The 18,091-nt window shown below is 60.1% G+C and carries 15 protein-coding genes and 2 pseudogenes; 2 read left to right on the forward strand and 15 right to left on the reverse strand.

The window, feature by feature from the left end:
- Nucleotides 1-32 precede the first annotated feature (32 nt).
- From VJ651_RS04090 to VJ651_RS04135, 10 genes are all read right to left on the reverse strand, one after another.
- Nucleotides 33-1,673, reverse strand: a complete 1,641-nt coding sequence (locus VJ651_RS04090) for an FAD-dependent oxidoreductase (protein WP_324106207.1) — start codon at nucleotides 1,671-1,673, stop codon at nucleotides 33-35.
- Between the two features lie 40 nt (nucleotides 1,674-1,713).
- Nucleotides 1,714-2,862, reverse strand: a complete 1,149-nt coding sequence (locus VJ651_RS04095) for an aromatic ring-hydroxylating dioxygenase subunit alpha (RefSeq protein ID WP_324106208.1) — start codon at nucleotides 2,860-2,862, stop codon at nucleotides 1,714-1,716.
- A gap of 37 nt (nucleotides 2,863-2,899) precedes the next feature.
- Nucleotides 2,900-3,463, reverse strand: a complete 564-nt coding sequence (locus VJ651_RS04100; RefSeq protein ID WP_324106209.1) for a nuclear transport factor 2 family protein — start codon at nucleotides 3,461-3,463, stop codon at nucleotides 2,900-2,902.
- A gap of 2 nt (nucleotides 3,464-3,465) precedes the next feature.
- Nucleotides 3,466-5,430 (reverse strand): ABC transporter permease, encoded by a 1,965-nt coding sequence (locus VJ651_RS04105; RefSeq protein ID WP_324106210.1) that lies wholly within the window; start codon nucleotides 5,428-5,430, stop codon nucleotides 3,466-3,468.
- A 9-nt stretch (nucleotides 5,431-5,439) separates the two neighbouring features.
- Nucleotides 5,440-6,162, reverse strand: coding sequence for an ABC transporter ATP-binding protein (locus VJ651_RS04110; RefSeq protein ID WP_324106211.1), 723 nt, complete (start codon nucleotides 6,160-6,162; stop codon nucleotides 5,440-5,442).
- Complete coding sequence (locus VJ651_RS04115) at nucleotides 6,155-6,922, reverse strand: ABC transporter ATP-binding protein (protein WP_324106212.1); 768 nt, start codon at nucleotides 6,920-6,922, stop codon at nucleotides 6,155-6,157. Before VJ651_RS04115 ends, VJ651_RS04110 begins: the two co-directional genes overlap by 8 nt.
- 13 nt (nucleotides 6,923-6,935) lie before the next feature.
- Nucleotides 6,936-8,147 (reverse strand): ABC transporter substrate-binding protein, encoded by a 1,212-nt coding sequence (locus VJ651_RS04120; RefSeq protein WP_324106213.1) that lies wholly within the window; start codon nucleotides 8,145-8,147, stop codon nucleotides 6,936-6,938.
- Between the two features lie 108 nt (nucleotides 8,148-8,255).
- Complete coding sequence (locus VJ651_RS04125) at nucleotides 8,256-9,590, reverse strand: amidohydrolase family protein (RefSeq protein ID WP_324106214.1); 1,335 nt, start codon at nucleotides 9,588-9,590, stop codon at nucleotides 8,256-8,258.
- Between the two features lie 21 nt (nucleotides 9,591-9,611).
- On the reverse strand, nucleotides 9,612-10,628 hold the full coding sequence (locus VJ651_RS04130) for an amidohydrolase family protein (protein WP_324106215.1): 1,017 nt from the start codon (nucleotides 10,626-10,628) through the stop codon (nucleotides 9,612-9,614).
- Nucleotides 10,629-10,670: 42 nt separating this feature from the next.
- Nucleotides 10,671-11,753, reverse strand: coding sequence for a porin (locus tag VJ651_RS04135; protein WP_324106216.1), 1,083 nt, complete (start codon nucleotides 11,751-11,753; stop codon nucleotides 10,671-10,673).
- A gap of 259 nt (nucleotides 11,754-12,012) precedes the next feature.
- Between VJ651_RS04135 and VJ651_RS04140 the strand changes: the two genes are divergently transcribed.
- Together VJ651_RS04140 and VJ651_RS04145 are read left to right on the forward strand one after the other, a co-directional pair.
- The gene (locus VJ651_RS04140) at nucleotides 12,013-12,414 is read left to right on the forward strand and encodes a hypothetical protein (RefSeq protein ID WP_324106217.1); all 402 of its coding nucleotides are present in this window, start codon (nucleotides 12,013-12,015) and stop codon (nucleotides 12,412-12,414) included.
- A pseudogene (locus VJ651_RS04145) lies at nucleotides 12,411-14,279 on the forward strand (putative bifunctional diguanylate cyclase/phosphodiesterase); the annotation flags it as partial. The gene VJ651_RS04140 and the pseudogene VJ651_RS04145, both read left to right, overlap by 4 nt.
- Before the next feature lie 146 nt (nucleotides 14,280-14,425).
- Here VJ651_RS04145 and VJ651_RS04150 read toward each other — a convergent pair.
- The 5 genes and pseudogenes from VJ651_RS04150 to galE all read right to left on the reverse strand — a co-directional run.
- A pseudogene (locus tag VJ651_RS04150) lies at nucleotides 14,426-14,599 on the reverse strand (transposase); the annotation flags it as partial.
- Nucleotides 14,600-14,640: 41 nt separating this feature from the next.
- Entirely contained in the window at nucleotides 14,641-14,865 is a 225-nt protein-coding gene (locus VJ651_RS04155) for a hypothetical protein (protein ID WP_324106218.1), read from the reverse strand.
- A gap of 269 nt (nucleotides 14,866-15,134) precedes the next feature.
- On the reverse strand, nucleotides 15,135-15,620 hold the full coding sequence (locus VJ651_RS04160; protein WP_324106219.1) for a lipocalin-like domain-containing protein: 486 nt from the start codon (nucleotides 15,618-15,620) through the stop codon (nucleotides 15,135-15,137).
- Nucleotides 15,621-16,076: 456 nt separating this feature from the next.
- Nucleotides 16,077-17,279 carry a glycosyltransferase gene (locus VJ651_RS04165; RefSeq protein WP_414691309.1) on the reverse strand — a complete coding sequence of 401 codons (1,203 nt, stop codon included), beginning with the start codon at nucleotides 17,277-17,279 and terminating at the stop codon, nucleotides 16,077-16,079.
- Nucleotides 17,280-17,318: 39 nt separating this feature from the next.
- The coding region (galE, locus tag VJ651_RS04170) for a UDP-glucose 4-epimerase GalE (protein ID WP_324106221.1) at nucleotides 17,319-18,091 on the reverse strand (773 nt) is incomplete at its 5' end.

Consider the following 18,091-nt stretch of genomic DNA (forward strand, 5'->3'; position numbering starts at 1 on the left):
TACGGCGCACACGCAGGACTTGACGCGGACGCTTATGCCACTGTAGGGGCCGTGGCGGCAGCACGCCCGGCCAGGTAGCCGAACGTCATGGCGGGGCCGAGCGTGCCGCCCGCGCCGCCGTAGACCATCCCGGTCACGCCCGCCATCGCATTCCCTGCCGCATACAAGCCGGGAATCGCCTTGCCGAACACATCCAGGACTGCACCCCTGGCATCCGTCTGCGGGCCACCCTTGGTCCCGAGCGTACTGCTGTGCAGCTGCACAGCATAGAACGGACCTTCGATCACCGGGCCCAGCGTCGATGTTCGGTCCGGATACAGCGCATTGTCGCCGTTCCAGCCGTCATACGCGCTGTCGCCGCGCTGGAAATCAGGGTCGCGGCCCTGGCTGACGTTGGCATTCCAGCGAGCAACGGTTTGTTTGAAATTGTCGGCATCGATACCGATCTTGCCGGCCAGGCCAGCCAGGGACGGGTCGCGCGCCACCCATTCCGGCAGTTCGCCGCCGGGCGGCACTTCCCAGAAACCGTACTTGCGCAGGTACGCCTGGTCGAACACCAGCCAGCAGGGCAGGTTCTTGAACCCGAACTTGACCGGGTCGAACTGGTGGAATGCGCCGCCCAGCGCATTGTAGTTGGCCGCTTCATTACAGAACCGAACGCCATCCTGATTGACCAGGATCGCGCCGGGAAGGGAGCGCTCCCGCAATACCAGGCTGGTGCGCTGCACCCCGTGACGCGTTTCACCCGGGACCGCCAGCACCGGCACCCACCATGCCTCGCGCATATTGCCGAGCATGGCGCCGGCGCGCATCGCCATCCGCAGCCCATCGCCGGTGTTGCTGGGAAGCGAGGCCGGATGATGCATCGGCCCGCGCAGGAAAGCCTTGACCAAGTCCTTGTCGAATTCAAAGCCGCCAGTGGCGATCACCACGCCCTTGCTGGCGCGGACGGCGAACTTCTCCCCCTGCTTCTCGAAGATGACACCGGTCACACGACCGTTATCCATCACCAGCTCGCGCGCCCGGGAGCCGGTCACGGGCTCGATACCACGGTCAAGACAGGCCTTGAGCAGGTGGCCGGCTAAGGCGCGGCCGCGCCCATTGATGCGCTTGGTGCGCCGCTCCGCCATCACCTCGGGCAGAATGAAACCGCTGCCTCCCGCCCGGGGCGACTCGCCGGTCGACAGGTAGACGTCGCCAGTCTCGGGATCCGAATACTGCCCGGTCGCGACCCGGTCAGCCCATTCGCCCAACTCCAGGAAGGAAAACAGGCTCGGTTCAAGCGAACGCCCGCCTTCCGGCTTGCCGCCCGGATGCTCCGGATGGTAGTCGGGAATCTTGCAAGGCCAAAAGCGCATCGCCGTATGCTTTTCGATCCAGTCAATCATTTCCGGCCCGGTCTTGACCAGCGTCTCCAGCAGCGTGCTGTCGGTCATCCCATGCGACAGGGATTCCAGATAACGCAGCGCTTCTTCCGGCGAATCCTGGATCCCTGCGGCAGCCGCCTGCGGATTGTTCGGCAGCCAGGCCACGCCGCCGGACATGGCGGTCGTCCCGCCTACCAAGTCATTCTTTTCAAACAAGCCGACGCGCGCGCCGGCTTCGTGCGCTGTCAGCGCGGCGAGCAAGCCCGTCGCACCGGTCCCCAACACAACCACATCGAATTCACGCATGCTTTACCCTTTTATTCGTATTTGAACGACCAACAGGTGTTTACGCCTGGGCAGCGAATTTGGCGACCCAGGAATGGTAATGCTGCAGTCCGGGTTCATTGCGCCCTAGGGTAAAGGCGGTGTTGCCGCCCGCCGCCAAGCCATCCTGGATCTGCAAGCCGATGCGGTAGTCCTCATCCCGTACCGCCTGCAACACCATCTGGCTGAATAGCTCGGTCGCTTCCTTCTGTTCAGGCGTCACCGGCTCACGGGCTGCCAGCACGGTCTGGCGAGTAATCGTGCGGTCCGGGGTGGGGCCGGGATAGACCTGGCTCATCACGCAGTGGTCGCCCATCACGCCGGAGATCGTCAGGTTCGGAAAGGCCGAATGGATCAGCCGGATATGGGAATCCAGGTCCCACTCCTCCTCCGGCTTGCCCTCCAGCTCGCCGAGAGAGCGCCGCGCAAACGTCAGGCGCTGGTGGGGGCCGTAGGTATCGTGCACCAGCAGGTTGCCGATGGTGTACTTGCCGACAGTATTCGCATGCAGGCTGTTGTGGTGATACGCTTCCAAGTAGCCATCCCAAGCGGCCTTCCATCCCGGTCCCTCGATCTCACGCTGCTCGTACAGGTACCAGTTATCCAGGCGCAGGGTCGCGAGCTGCCCGGCGAAGTCGCCCAGCCACTCGTCGATATCGAAGGCCACCCCGGGCGTGAGCGCCACCCAGATCAGGCCCTGGCGTTCTTCGCAATGCAGCGGGGTCAGCGAGTGGGTTTCAGGCGAGACCGGGCCAAACGTGGCTTCGCCATACAAGCCTATCAGCTTGCCCTGGATGTCATACTGCCACGCGTGGTACGGGCAAACCAGGCGCTGCGCAGTGCCGCTTTTTTTCTCGCATACGGGCGAACCGCGATGGCGGCACGCATTGATGAAGGCGCGCACCTTGTTGTCTTCGCCCCGGATCATCAACACCGGCACGCCCATCACCGTCATGGTGCGGTAGTTTTTCGGCTGCGGCAGTTCGATGGAAAGCGCGAGCGCCTGCGGCAAGCGCTTGAAGATATAGTCGACTTCCTTTCTGTAGCGCACGGGATCCAGGTAAGCGTCCACTGGCAGCACCATCGTGCCGTCCGCCTGGTCGGTGGTCTTGTTCTTCAGGTGTACCAATGCGCGGCGCACCAGTGATTTCATTTCTTCGGTATGGTTCATCCGATGTCTCCGGTCGAGTTATTTTCGGGAAAACGTGTTACGCATCCACGTGCTGGCGCTTGAATTCCTGCCAGCAGGCGAGTGATTCGGGATAGTCGGCCGGCTTGTCCTGTCCATTCACCTTGAAACGGTTGGTCGAGGACAAGGCTGTTGGGAAATCCCTGGCCGGCACGTAATACAGGAAGCTGATCTTGCGCTTGCGGAATTTCCACTTGCCGTTTTCGCGCGCGTACTCGTCTTCGTAGCGCATCGCCGCCAGACTCACCTCGTTCTGCGGGCAGGTTTCGGCATGCGAGAGCACGAGGCCGGTGGCGCGGTCGGGATTGGCGCCGTCAAATCGGACGAAGTGGTCATGGGTCCAGTGGTAACCAGGACCACGCACCTTCAGCATCCGGATGAACATGTCGACGATTTCGCCCCGGCCTTTGGCAATCATCATCCCGTTGGAAGAGTCGAACTCCGCATCCTCGGTAAACAGGCTGGTTAAACGCGGCAAGTCGTGTTCGTCGCATGCAAGCGCATAGGAGCTGACCAGCTCGGAAATCTCGAACCGCGACTCGACGCGGTCCAAACGACGGGAAATCTCTTCAATACGGTCCATATTTATTTCTCCTTGGAGTTATTTGCCAGCGAAGGATTCAGCGGTATCGCACCGTCCCCTCGCACGAACGGCAACTTCAGTCGGTACACGTAGGGCCACAGGGTGCCGACCACGCCTTTGCGCAGAAACAGCACACAAGCGACGAACATGCAGCCCTGGATGACTTGCACCCAGGCGCCGAAGCCAGCCAGGTAATTCAGCATGGAGACCATCACGATCGCGCCGACAATCGGTCCCATCACGGTGCCGATGCCGCCGATCAGCGCCATCAGCAGCACTTCGCCGGAGGTCATGAAATGGATATCGGCGAGCGATGCGAGCTGGAACACGATCGCCTTGGTGCTGCCGGCCAGACCCGCCAGCGCGGCCGAGATCGTGAACGCGAGCAGCTTGAAGCGCTTGGCGTTGTAGCCGAGTGATATGGCGCGCGGCTCGTTCTCGCGGATCGCCTTCAGCGTCTGCCCGAAAGGCGAGCGGATCGTGCGCAGGGCTACCGCAAAGCCGAACAGGAAGATCGCCAGCGTGACGTAATACATCGCCATCGGCTGGTTCAGGTCGATAAGCCCGAACAGCTGTCCGCGCGGGCCGGTCTGGATGCCATCCTCGCCCTTGGTCCACCCTGCCTGGATCGCATAGAAGTACACGATCTGCGCCATGGCCAGCGTGATCATCGCGAAATAGAGGCCCTGCCGCCGGATCGCGAGCCAGCCGATCAACGCTCCGAGCAGCGTCGCGGCGGCCGTGCCGGCGAGAATGGCGAATTCCGGATTCCATCCGAGTTCGGTGGCCAGATGCGCCGACACGTACGCCGACGCGCCGAAAAACGCGGCATGGCCGAATGCCAGCAACCCGCCGTAGCCGAAAATCAGGTTATAAGCTACCGCGAACAGTGCGAAGCACAGGATCTTCATTACGAACATCGGGTACAGGAACAGCGGGGCGACCAGCCCCACCGCCAGCAAGCCGATGAGGTAATGCATTTCGCTCGCCGCCCACTGGGTAACCCGCACATCGGTCGATTCGGTTGCCTGCGCGGCAGTGCCCATTTCCTTGCCGAACAGTCCTTGCTGGCGCACCAGGAGCACGATTGCCATCACTACGAAAATGACGGTGGTCGATCCCGCCGGGTAAAAGATCTTGGTCATGCCTTCGATGACACCGAGGCCAAAGCCGCTGACGATGGCGCCGAAAATGGACCCCATACCGCCGATCACCACGACCGCGAAGATGATGATGATCATGTTCTGCCCCATCAGCGGGCTGACCTGGTAGATCGGTGCCGCCATCACGCCCGCCAGCCCGGCCAGCGCGACGCCGCCGCCATAGGTCAGCATCAGCATGCGGGGCACGTTGATCCCGAGCGCCTGTACCAGCACCGGGTTTTCGGTCGCAGCCCGCAGGTAGACGCCGAGCTTGGTGCGCTCGATCACGAACCAGGTGCAAAAACAAATCAGAATCGCCGCGAGCACCACCCAGCCGCGATAGTTGGGAAGAATCATGAAGCCGAGATTCTGCACACCCTGCAGTTGCTCCGGGATGCTGTAGGGCAGGCCAGCGGTGCCGAACTGGACCTGGGTGAGCCCCTCGATGACCATCGCCAGGCCGATCGTCAGCAGGAAGCTGTACGCATGGTCCATCTTGTAGACCGGCTTGATGAACAGCTTTTCCGTGACCATGCCAAACAGGCAGAGCACAAGCGGCACGAGCAGCAGCGCCCACCAGTAGCCGATCGCCGGCAAGCCGAGGTCGGGAAATAGTTCCGGCAGGTTCAGCAGCGCCCATGCGACGAACGCGCCGACCATGTACTGGGCGCCATGCACGAAGTTGGCAATGCGCAGCATGCCGAAAATGATCGCCACGCCAAGGCTGAGCATTGCGTAGAACGACCCGTTGATCAGGCCGACCAGCAATTGCCCGAAAATCGAGTAGGAATTATAGGTACTGCCAAAAAGTGATATTTCAAACATGTGCCGTCCCTATACGCCGAGATACGATTGAATCTTGTCCATGCTGTGCTGCACGTCCCGGTTGTCCATCGAGTCGATCACGCGACCACCTTCGACGACATAGTGCCGGTCTGCCAGCGCTGTGGCGAACTGAAGGTTCTGCTCGACCAGCAGGATGGTGAAGCCGCGCTGCTTGAGGATCTTGACCGCCTCTTCAATCTTTTGCACGATCACCGGCGCGAGCCCTTCAGTAGGCTCATCCAGCAACAACAGCGCGGCGCCGGTGCGCAGGATGCGGGCGATCGCCAGCATCTGCTGCTCGCCGCCCGACAGCTTGGTGCCAGGACTCTTGCGCCGCTCCAGCAGGTTCGGAAAGAGTTGGTAAATCTCCTCGATCGTCATGCCACCTTTTTTCACCACCGGCGGCATCTCGAGGTTTTCTTCGACGTTCAGGCTGGCGAAGATGCCCCGTTCTTCCGGGCAATAGCCGATCCCCTCGCGGGCGATCAAGTCCGGCCGCAGGCCGGCCAAGTCGCGCCCGGCAAACGTCACCTTGCCGGTGCGTTTGGAAAGCGTACCCATGATCGAGCGCAGGGTCGTGCTCTTGCCTGCGCCGTTGCGGCCAAGTAGCGTCACGACTTCGCCGGGCCGTACTTCGAAATTCATTCCGTGCAACACGTGGCTTTCGCCATACCAGGCATTCAACCTGTCCACCTTGAGCAGCGGAGACGCGGTTACGTTAGCGTCATGCATTTCTTGCTCCCATATATGCGGCGATCACGTCCGGGTTCTTTGAGACAGTGGAATAATTACCCTCGACCAGCACTTCGCCGCGCGCCAGCACGGTGATGACATCGGACAAATCCTGGACCACGGAAAGGTTGTGTTCGACCATCAGCACCGTACGTTCCTTCGCCACCATCTTGATCAGGTTCGCGATCCTCGCAATGTCTTCCGTGCCCAGCCCTGCCATCGGCTCGTCCAGCAACAGCACTTCCGGTTCGAGCGCGATCGTCGTGGCGATTTCCAGCGCGCGCTTGCGCCCGTACGACAGTTCTGCCGCGGTGAGATCGGCAAGGTTCGCCAGGCCTACCATGTCGAGAAGTTCGATGGAGCGGACGCGCAATGACTCGAGCGTGGACTCCGGACGCCAGAAATGGTAGGAACGCCCGGTGTGCTGCTGGAGCGCGATGCGCACGTTGTCGCGCACCGTCAGGCTGGGGAAGACTGCCGAAATCTGGAACGAGCGCACCATCCCGAGCCGGGCTACCTGATCCGGCTCGAGTGAGGTGATGTCGCGCCCGTTATAGAGGATGCGGCCGGACGTCGGCGGCAGGAACTTCGTGATCAGATTGAAGACCGTCGACTTGCCGGCCCCGTTCGGGCCAATCAACGCATGGATAGTTCCCCGGCGAATATTCAGATTCAGATTCTTAACTGCCGTAAAACCGCTGAACTCTTTGGTAACGTTCTGCACCTGGACGACATACTCGTCCTGCTTCGCACCCACCATACCAGTTCCTCTTTTACTTGCTTGTGAAATTGCAGCCGCTCTCGGCAACCGGTACCGGCGCACCTTCTTCCAGGCTCAGTTCCTTGGCGACCTTCAGGTAATCCCACGCATACTTGCTTTCGGCCGGCGACTTGGCCTGGAACACGTAGCGCTTGCGCACCACGCTGCCGTTCTCGCGCACCACGCCATTCTTCGTATTGAAGAAGTTGATCGGCGTCGCACGCACCTGCTTCATCACCGCGTCGGAGTCGGTCGTGCCTGCCGTCTTCACCGCCTTCAGGTAGTGCTGGACTGCGCCATAGACGTTCATTTGCTGCGGCGTTGGCGGGCGCTTCATGGTTTCCGCGAAGCGCTTCGACCAGGTGCGGGTTTCCGGCGTCAGGTCCCAGTAGGTGGAATCGACAAAGACCACGCCCTGTGCGGCTTTGAGGCCGAGCGAATGGATGTCGGTCAGGAAGATCGAAGGCGCGACGATGCGCTTGCCCTGCGCGACCAGGCCGAATTCTGCCAATTGCTTGATCGCGTTGACGGTATCCTGCCCGCCGCTAGCCAGGTTGATCACTTTCGCATTGGAGCCTTGCGCTGCCACGACAGCGGAAGCAAAGTCGGTGCTGCCCATCGGGAACAGTACTTCGCCAGTCACCTTGCCGCCCCCCTTCTTGACGATCGCCTTCGCCTGGTCGGCCATTTCGCGGGTGCCGGAATAGTCGGCGGTAATGAAGAACCAGCTGTCGCCGCCGGTCGCCATCACGCCGCTGGTCACGCCGCCGGTCTGGATATGCGTGTCGGTGGACCAGTGGATTGCCCATGGGGAGCAGTGCTGGCCGGTCAGCGAGCTTGCGCCGGTGATCGGCACGTCGATCTTCTTGCGTTCCCGCGCCACGCCCTGCACCGCGATCGCGACGGAGGTGTTGACCAGGTCGAAAATGGCATCGACCTTCTCGACGTCATACCACTTGCGGGCAATGGTCGTTGCCACATCCACCTTGTTCTGATGGTTGGCAGAAACCAGCTCGATGTTCACGCCCGGGAACTGGCTTTTGGCTTCCTCGATTGCCATTTCGGCGGCCCGCACCGAACCGGGGCCATAGGCATCGGCCAGCGGGCCGCTCATGTCGGTCAATATGCCGATCTTGATGGTCTTGAGCGGCGTTTGCGCATGGGCTCCCTGCATGGCACAGGCGAGCGCAATTGCGGAAAATGCGAACAGTTTGGATGCTTTCATGTTGTCTCCTACCGTTGAAATAGTATTTAGATACTGAGGATATCCATGGCGTGCCGATGTTCCGGCAACCCTGGTTACCGCTGGACTACCTTGCTCTGGAAAATCGGTTCATGACGCGCGACCTTGCATCACTTCCCTGCTCAGCCGACGCCCGATGGTTGGGTACTTCCATCCGGAGATGGGTTTGCGTTCCGGCAGCGGAGACAGGTCGATGGCTCGGCCGCCCAGGAACACGTGCTTGAGGCGGTCCGGCTCGCCGAGGACTTCAATTTGCGTGGAGGGATCGCCGTCGATGCAGAGGATGTCCGCTTTCATGCCGGCGCTGATGGTGCCCACTTTCCCTTCCATCTTCAGGGCAATGGCCCCATGCTGGGTCGCGCATTGTATTGCCTGCAGGTTGGTCATGCCATAGTAACGGGTGAACACCTCCATCTCCCGGTAATGCCACAGCCCGTATGGCACTATCGAGAAGCCGGCCTCGCTTCCCGTCAGGAGCGGTACGCCGGCTGCGTGCAGCTTGCGCATCGATTCGGCCGAATTGATGATTTGCCGCTCGAACAGCTTGAGCAGGCCGGGATCCGTGCCGAGCCGGTGACCGAAATCCACCATGTTCGCCTGGAAGGTGAACGCCGGGCAGACGGGGATCTTGCGGTCGAGGAGCAGCTCCATGCCGCGTTCGTCCATGTCGGTCCCATGGACGATCAAGTCCATGCCCGCCTTTGCCGCTCGGTAGATCGGCTCCGCCCCGCGGCAATGCCCCATGACCGGCACGCCCATGTCGTGTGCAACCTGGCAAATCAGGTCCAGCTCTTCCTGCATCCAGCTGCACTGTTCGCCACGGTATGCATAGCGCGGCACCACGCCGGAGACATGCACCTTGATCCAGTCAGCGCCGACCTTGATCTGGCGACGAACTTCCGCCACGATCTGGTCCTTGCCCTGCACCACCTTGTAGTAACCAGTCACGCCTTCATCAGCGATCAGCCGACCGCCGGTGCCGCCGACGCCGGTGATCAGCGCATAGCAGCCGCAGGCAATGCGCGGGCCGTCCACGACACCGGCTTCGATGGCGTCACGCAGGTCGACGGTATTCTCATGGACGGAATCCGGGTCGAGGATGCCGGTTACGCCGGCGCGCAACAATTTCTTGGCGTTATACGAGGCTACCAGCGCCGACAACGCGTTGCGCCGCTGGTGGAATATTTCCGGGTTCGACTCGGCATCGTCGAAGGACAGGTGGCAATGCGCATCGATCAGGCCGGGCATCACGGTCATGCCGGTCGCATCGACGTGCGTGACATCTGCGGCCTGCGCGGCCCGCTCATTCGCTTGCGGGCCAACGGCAACGATCACGTCTCCGTGGACCAGGACCGATGCGGCAAACGGCGCACGCCCCGTGCCGTCAATTACCGAACCATTCTCAATCAGAATCAGGTTACTCATCTCTGTTTTTCCAGTAGTCGCTTAGGCGCGCACTTTTCGATCCGCGCGCAACAGACGCCGAGCGTTGTCGGCAAGGTAGGAGGCAGCCTCGCCATGATCGCCCCCGTCCGGGGCGTCCCAGCCGGCGAAGTTGGTGCCGTACACCAGGTGGTCGCGGCCGACCAGGTCCGCCAGCATCATTTCCGCCAGCGGGTGGTCCAGATGCGTGTCGAACCAGAGCCGGGCCAGACGCTCCTCGAAGGCGCCGTCGGCCCGCAAGTGGGCGGGCGACCACGGCCGCTTGCGCGCCGCTTTTGCCATGCGCCCTTTCAACAGGGCCATGTTGCCGCCGCCATGGCTGATGCAGATGTCGAGTTTCGGATGCCGGTCCAGAACTTCGCCGAAGATCAGCGTGGCGACGGCCAGGGTTTCCTGAGCGGCAAACCCGGCCACGACATCCAGGTCGAACCGTTTCAGTGCCGGATCGCCGGGCGGGCCATCAATGCCCGCTGGCGCGGGATGGATAAAGAGCGGCACATCTAGGCGCACCGCCGTCTCGTAAAGCGGGTCGAGCTTCGCATCATGCAGCGAGTACGGCATGTCGGTGCCGAAACAGGCACCCAGCAAACCCAGCTCCGTGACCGCGCGCTCGAACTCCTCCTTGGCGGCAAGCGGGTCCTGCATCGGCAAGGCGGCAAATGCAGCCACGCGGTCCGGGTGGCGCTTGACCTGCGCCGCGACCGCATCGTTGTGAACCTGGCAGAATCGGATCGCATCGGCTGCCAGAATGTAATGAAGATAAGTAAGCGGGTTCGGCGACAACACCTGGAAATCGATGCCACGCTCGTTCATGCGCGCAATGCGCACGTCGAGATCCATGAAAGGACTGCCGACGTACCGAACGCCGTCGAGGCGATAATTCTTCCCGACCTCGAAATACGGCATGCCGCTTTCGTAATGCCCGATAGTCGGCCCGAACGCGCCTGCCGTATCCAACGTCTCCTGCAACACGATGTGCGCATGGACGTCAATCACCCTTGCCGTAGCAATACCAGTCATGAATCTTCCTCTTTTTTAAGCCTCGATGTCGATAAGGACTGGTCAGAAGAAATGCACCATGCCGACCGCCAGGGTTTTTGCACGCGCGTCGCCGGATACCGGGCCGCCGGTGTAGAGACCGCCGCCCAGTGAATAAGCGGAGCCGTTGTTGTTATCAATGGTGCCGAACGAGGTATACAGGGTAGTACGCTTGCTCAGCGTGTACTTGGCACCGACGCCGAACACCATCGAATCGCGGTCGCCCACCTCATTACTGGACTTGTCCTGGACATTAGTGACTTGCGCTAGCAACTGGAGTGCGGCGCTCACGGTATACTGGATACCGATATTGGTCAGGTCAAAACGCAGGCTCGCGCCGCCGCCAGCAGGAGTTCTGGAGCTGTCATCGGTGTCGCGGGTGTAGCCGGCAAAGACTTTCGTGTTGCCGATCAGGTAGGAGCCGCCCACGGTCAGCGCCTTCCATTTGCCGACGCCGTCGCCATCCTTCAGCTGCGTGTAGCCTACCCCTGCGATGAGCGGCCCGTTGGCGTAATGCCCGCTTGCGCCGCTAGCGTGACCGAGCGTGCCCTCTTTTGTACCGTACAGCGCGCGCCCCTTGAAGCCGTTAATAGTAGGTGACTCATAGATGATCGTGTTGTCCAGGCGGCTGGTGTTGGCGATACTGTTGAGGATGAAGCCAGTTCCACCGGTCGCGTTGGTGCGGGTGATCATCATCAAGCCCGGCGCATGACCGAGACCAAAGGCGTCGGAATCGGAAAACACATAGAACTGAGGGGAATACTGACGCCCCATGGTCAGCGTGCCATACGGAGTTCCCATACCCACGAACGACTGGCGGCCGAACAGACGACCGCCCTGCTGCAATGTGCCGGTGTCATGGCCGATGCCGGCTTCCATGGTGAAGATGGCTTTCAGCCCGCCGCCCAAGTCCTCCGAGCCCCGGAAGCCGAGGCGTGAGCCGTAGGCGCCGCCGGATTGCAGGCGAGACAACGTGCCGTCACCCTGGTTGGAAAAGTCGAGCGCCGTATCCAACACGCCGTAAACCGAAACGTTGGACTGGGAAAATGCGGGAAGGCTGATCAGGGCTGTGACTGCGCAGGTTGCAGCAATAAGACGACGGGTCATTGGTTGGGTCTCCTATTTATTATCGACTTGAGTAACGATGCACATTAGGTGCACCTGACGATTCGATCGTCCGCGAATACATCGTAACCGAATATATTCAAATCGATTATATCGATTTCGATGTTTTATTCAATTCATTTGGAATATTCCTTTTAGGGACTTAGAGCGTTTAACAAAATGATCACAACGGTGGGCGTTCAGGATATCGGCCAGTTGCAACCGGCCGAGACTGTGTGAAAACGTGACCTAGCCTTCAGGCATGCAGATCAGCCTGGGCGGGCAGACGCATTTCATTACCGCCGAGCGGCAGCAGATTTTCGACCTCCTCATTTCGACGTATGAGGAGGCGATACGGATGACCGAGACCCTGCGGCTGCAGCAAAGCCAGATCGCGCATGCCTACCAGTCGTTGCAGGGCTTGTACAAGATTGCGGAGTGCCTTAATCCCTCCATTACCGAGACCGACGTTGCGGAAATGGCTCTCGAACGCATTTCGGACTTTCCCGACGTGTTAGGGGGATGCATACGCTTGCTCGATTCAGGCGGAAAATTCCGCGACGTCGTCATGCGGAACTTCGTACCGGCGGAAATCGCCGCTTCTTGTCCGGAATGCACTTGCCGCAAGAACTTCTGGCCGGGGACTTGCGCAAGCCGGAGATGACTCGCAATTGCAGCGTGCTGCTGCAGGGGCGGCACACGGTCGCCCATCGCGACCATCTCAGTATTCCGCTGGCCGTGGGAGAACGCACGCTGGGCGTGATGAATTTGATCGGCATACCCGACATGGATTTCGTCGATGAGGACCTGCAGGTTCTTGAAACAGCAGGCAACCAGATTGCGATCGCGCTGGAGCAAGCCACCCTTTATGCCAAGATGGAGGCCCTGGTCAAGGAACGGACCGATGCGCTGGAAGCGGAACGCAACCTGTTGTCCGCAGTGGTGAAAACCGCTGGGGCGCTGGTACTGCTGGTCGATGCGAGCGGTCGAGTTGTCCTATTCAATCCCGCCTGCGAGCAGGCGCTGGGATGGAAGGCGGAGGAAGTGATGGGCCGATATTACTGGGATTTGTTTCTGCCGCCGGGGTATCTCGACCGGGCCAGGGAAATGTTCGAAGAACGGGACGTTTCCAGGCTGCGGCCGCAGCTTCGGACTGAGTGGATGGCCCGCGATGGCAGCACGCACCATTTGATCTGGACCACAAGCATCCTGAGAAAGGCGAACGAGGAAATCGAATATTTCCTCGGCACTGGGATCGATGTCACTGAACTGCGCCGTGCGGAAGAGAAGGTGCAATACCTGAATAATTTCGATGTCACGATCGGCTTGCAGAATCGCATTCTGCTCAGGGACCGTGTGAAGCTGACGCAGGAAAGAATTGCCGGCAGCAACAAGCTGATGGGTTTCCTGCTGATCCACTTTCTGCGCCTGCCGCTGATATTGGAAAGCCTGGGCCCTTGGGCGGAACACGCCGTGCTTCTGCAAATCACGGAGAGACTCAAGGATTGGGCGGCCCACGGTGACAGTGACAGCGTGGCGCGTCTCGGAGACAAGAGTTTTGCTGCGATAGCAGTGCGGGCAAACCCTGAAGACTTGTCTGTAGCGGCGCGACAGATCCTGGCACGCATGGCCGAGCCGTTCGAGTTCGAGCAACAGGATTTGCACATTGAGGCAAGCATCGGGATCACCATTTTCCCCAACGATGGTGATGACTACTTCTCCCTAATGCAGCGCGCGGAAGTCGCTATGCGCCGCGCGATGCTGGGCAAGAAGGAGCGCTTCGAATTCTACCGGCCGGAGCTGAATCAGGGGGCGCATGAGCGGTTCAAGCTCGAAAGCGGCCTGCGCCGTGCATTGGCCCGGAATGAGTTCGTTCTGCATTACCAGCCTCAGGTCGATCTGAGAACAGGGAGAATCATCGGGCTTGAAGCACTGCTGCGCTGGCAGCCCCCGGAACTCGGCCTGATCTCGCCCGGGCGTTTTATTGGACTGGCGGAGGAAACCGATTTGATACTGCCGATCGGCGAATGGGTCTTGCGTAACGCATGCCAACAGAGCCGAGCCTGGCAGGATGGCGGTCTGCCGAAGCTGCCGGTGGCGGTTAACCTGTCGCCAAGGCAGTTCTCGCAGAATATCCCCGCGACAGTGCGAGGGATTCTCGCTGAAACGGGGCTCGACCCTGCGTTCCTGGAGTTTGAACTGACGGAGAGCTTGTCGATGGAAGATCCGGAAAGCACATGCGACATCCTGCATGCGCTCAAGGAAATGGGTGTGCAGTTGGCGATTGACGACTTCGGCACCGGCTACTCCAATTTAAATTACTTGAAACGTTTCCCGGTCGACAAGCTCAAGCTCGATCAATCCTTTGTCCGCGAACTGACATCGGACCCCGACGACCTCTCGATATCGCGTGCGGTGATTGCGATGGCGCACAGCCTTCGCTTGCGGATCATTGCGGAAGGCGTCGAGACCGAAGGGCAACTGGCACTGCTGGTCGAAAACGGCTGCGACGAGATGCAAGGTTACCTGTTCAGCAAGCCCGTGGATGCGGCAACTTGCGCGCGCCTAATGCGAGACGGCAAGTCGCTCGAGATCGGCAAGCTGACGCGCCTGCGGGATGAACGCCGCGTCCTGTTCGTCGATAATGAGGCCAATATGGTGGTGGCCGTCCGACAGCGGATCGCATTGAGGACTTCACGCAAGTCCGTTACCCGGCGCCGACCGGTCCGCGCAGAACGCGGTAGCAGGGGCTCGATGGCCTACCATTCCTTATCTGTCAAATCACTCGGGTAGCGCCTGGTCTTACGGCCTTGCCGGGCCTGTCTGGCTCGTTGCTGCTCTGTCCACATGGCAATCCTTCCCGCGCTCTTTCGCGCTTCAGATTGCCAACTTACTGCCGCTTTACCGAGTTTTCAAACAGGCTTTTATAACTCGCAATTTCGTCCCGATTCATCGCACAGAGAATGAACTGGGCGCCAGCTGGGATGAACTTGCCGAGAAACTGCATAATCTGCTCGTAACGGAAATAGGCCTGCTCCTGCTGGTTGGGCGTGTCGACGACAATCGGCGCTAGCACTTCATTCTTAGCTTGATGAATTTGCCAGAGAATTGCCATGTGGTACGGTATCGAGCGCTTTGGGCTGGCCGTCACTGACTGCTTCTGGCCGAACCCGGCTGACGCGATCACGGCACTACAGGCAGCTTTCGCCCGGGTTCCGGTCCTTCACCTTTTACCGACAAACCGCGCCAGTCGACCCGAAAGCGTTCCTTCACTGCATCCCGATAGCGGTTGCGCATCGAGGCAAGGCGACCAGCGCGTAGCGTGCGTTCTTCCGTTGCAGGCTTGCATTCATGCCGCATGCGTGGTCGCTTTGTACACGACCCTTATTTGGCACGCTTCAAGACTACTTCGGCCGTACCGCCACTGGACGCGCCAGGAGTAGCCCACCTCAGTTGGTCTCCGACGAGGGTGAACGGCCGTTTTTGCTCGACGCCGTTCCAGTTTGGGAATGTGCTTGTTTCAATATGAAACGTTATGGTTTTATCTGCTTCGTTGACAGTGTACCGGCCGAAGTGAGCAATCGATCCTTGCACGATGCCCTTGTTCTCCTCTGGGGTTCCCGACGTTCGATTATTGGAGGCAAATCTGGGCAGGTCGGAGCGCGCGTTCACCAAGGCATAGTGATTATTGCCATCGAAGATTACAAGACCCTGCGGGTTGGGCCCATATATCGGTACTCGACTTCCGTCCGGACGGATCGTGTCGACCGAGACATAAGTCCAGGCTCCGACGAGTTGCTCTTTTAGCGATTTTTGCTGACCGACCGCCTCGCACCATGGCAGTACAGCGCCTGCAAACAGCAATGCCATAGTAATCCGAGTAAGCGTACTGAATCGGCTCATGATGTTCCTCTTTCGAAGAAGTTGGCTGATTCACATGGTATGCCGGATATTGCGGTGACTATTTAAACGCAAATCTACGCCCGTTGAGACTAGTCAAATAACATCGCGCTTACATTTCGGCATTAGTATGGATGCAAGTTAAAGCAGCTTGGTTTACGTCTGCTCCTGGCCGGCTGCAGAAGTGCAAATGATTCGTCAACGTAGCCGGTTGATGGCAACAAGCAGCCTCCCCTAGCCCATACACTCTCAAGCGCTCAGCGGAAAAAGGGCCAGCGATCTACCGCTAGCCCTTCTACTTTTCTACATCTCGCGTCAATCTTGGTAGGGAAGTCGCACTAGCTGTGGCACGCAGTTGCAGACATGTGTCGTCAGCTGCAATTAATCCAGTGCCCTACGGATGTCCTGAATCTCCCTTAGTGCGCCTCAAGCCGCTTTCGCAAACATCCGCTGCACCAGTTGCTCAAACCGATTGCCGAACGCGCTCACGCCAAAGGTAGTCGCATGCTGCGCCGCCTGCGCGGTCAAGGCATTTCGCAGTTCGCCATCCTGCAATCCGAGCAGCATCGCCTTGGCCAGTGCTTCCACATCGCCGACGGGCGCGAGCAGTCCTGCCTTGCCGTCGTTCAGGATTTCTCGCGGGCCCGTCGGGCAGTCCGAGCTGACCAGGATCTGGCCGACGATCAGGCCCTCGATGAGAACGGTCGGCAGTCCTTCGAATTTGGAACTCAGCACCTTCAGCCTGGCGTTCCTGATGTAAGGCAGCGGATTGGTGGTGAAGCCGAAGAACTTGATCCTGTCGCTGACACCCAGCTCGGCGGCGAGGCTTTCCAGTTCGGCACGATGCCGCCCTTCGCCGACGATCAGCATCGTTTCCTCGATCGCTTGTTGCTTCACCAGATAGGCGAAAGCCTTGATGAGGGTCGCGACATCCTTTTGCGTCTCTTCCAGGCGCGTGACCGAGACGATGTAGGGCTGGTCCGGAATCGAGTCGGCAGGCTCGTTCGCACGCCGATCGATCTCTTCCATGTCGAAGCCCGGATAGAGCGTGGTGAAACGGTCGGCCAGCATCGGGAACAGCTTCCTGCCTTCGTCGCGCATGGCATCGCAAATCGTCACGATGGCGTCGTAGCGCTGGTAATAGCGCGCGGCCGTGCGGTACTTGCGGCGATTGGTGGAGAGCCGCTGGGAAAAGCTGAAATGGCTGATGCCGATGAGCGGCTTGCCGAAGTCATGGGCGAAGCGCGCGAGCGACAGATCGTAGTCGATCACGACATCGTACTGGTGCGCGATGCGTTCGATGCGCTCGCGGAACACGCACTTGCGCACCTGCGGCAGCAACACCTCTTCATACACGCGGCCGGGCCAGCGCAGCTCGCCCTTGATTTTCAGATTCCTGCAATGCGACAGCCAGGGCTCCGGTCCGAGGACATGCACCGCGACGTCTTCGGGAATCCGCGACCGGAAAACGCTTTCCATGTCCTCGGTCGGATAGGCAATCGACAAACCGACCGAGAAGCGAGTCCGGTCCAGGATGCGCAGCCAGCTCATCAGCGAGGTTTCGATACCGCCCCCGCGCCGCAGGTGCGTTACATGGAAGAGCACTCGAATCTTGCGCAAAATCGTCACGCCTTATGGTTGTTGTTTTTGTCCCTGCACAGTCCGGCATCACTGCCAGTGCTTGCGCTCCCACGCCCATGCGTGCCGCACGATGTCTTCCAGCGCGCCGTATTGCGGCGTCCAGCCGAGTTCCTCGCGCGCCAGCTGGCTGTCGGCCACCAGGACCGAGGGATCGCCTGCGCGGCGCGGGCCGAACTCGACGCGGAAATCGCGTCCCGTCACGCTGCGCACGGTATCGATCACCTGACGGATCGAATAACCATTGCCGTTGCCGAGATTGAATGCCGCGCTGCGACGATGCGCATCGAGATAACGCAGTGCCTGCCAGTGCGCCTGCGCGAGATCTTCCACGTGGATGTAGTCGCGGACGCAGGTTCCGTCTTCGGTCGGATAATCGGTGCCGAATACCGTGATGTGCTCACGCCGGCCGGACGCAGCCTGCAACACCAGCGGAACCAGATGCGTCTCCGGCTCGTGCCGCTCGCCGAGCAACGCTTCCGGATCCGCGCCGGCAGCATTGAAGTAACGCAGGCAGACGCTGTGCAGTCCGTACGCCGCATCGTAATCCTGCAGCATCTGCTCCACGATCCATTTGCTGCGGCCGTAGGGATTGATCGGCGCCTTGGGATGCGCTTCGTCGATCGGTGAGTATTCGGGGTTGCCGAAGATGGCTGCGCTGGACGAGAACACCAGCTTCTTCACGTCGTGGCGCACCATCGCGTCGAGCAAAACCAGCGTGTTGCCGACATTGTTCAGGTAATAAGCGGAAGGATGCTGCACCGATTCGCCGACCTGGATGAAGGAAGCGAAATTGAGCACGG

Origin of the sequence: Noviherbaspirillum sp. (genome assembly GCF_035254865.1) — a bacterium.
GTDB lineage: Bacteria > Pseudomonadota > Gammaproteobacteria > Burkholderiales > Burkholderiaceae_D > Noviherbaspirillum.